Origin of the sequence: Exiguobacterium sp. s56, assembly GCF_018618255.1 — a bacterium.
In the GTDB taxonomy this organism is placed as follows: domain Bacteria; phylum Bacillota; class Bacilli; order Exiguobacteriales; family Exiguobacteriaceae; genus Exiguobacterium; species Exiguobacterium chiriqhucha.
The window spans coordinates 1-386 of sequence record NZ_JACSLR010000050.1 but is presented as its reverse complement, the minus strand read 5'-3'; the positions used below and the strand labels follow the sequence as shown (position 1 = coordinate 386).

Genomic DNA, 386 nt, shown 5'->3' with positions numbered 1-386 from the left:
ACTGCGGTCATCAGCCACAATCCAAACGGTATCAAGTTCAATCAGAAGTTCGAAGATTTCTTGGCCTATTATGGGATTACGCCGAAGGCTTGCAAGCCCAGACGGGCACAGACGAAAGGGAAGATCGAGCGCTCATTCGGCTATATGAAACAGAACTTTTTCAAACGACGTATTGGAAAGACATTGGAACAATTGAATCGTGACGTCCTGGAGTGGCTACAAAACACGGCCAATAAAAAGAAAAACGATACGACGAAAGAGTCACCTGAGAAACGCTTCGAGGTTGAACAAACTTTCCTAGCACCAGGACATTTGAAGCCGCATTATCCGGTCCATCGCTGGGAAACACGTCAAGTAAGCAAAGACTGTTTTGTGTCCTACCAAGG

General features: G+C 46.1%; 1 pseudogene. It reads left to right on the top strand.

Annotated elements, in window-relative coordinates:
- A pseudogene (locus KNP71_RS16130) lies at window positions 1–386 on the top strand (DDE-type integrase/transposase/recombinase); the annotation flags it as partial.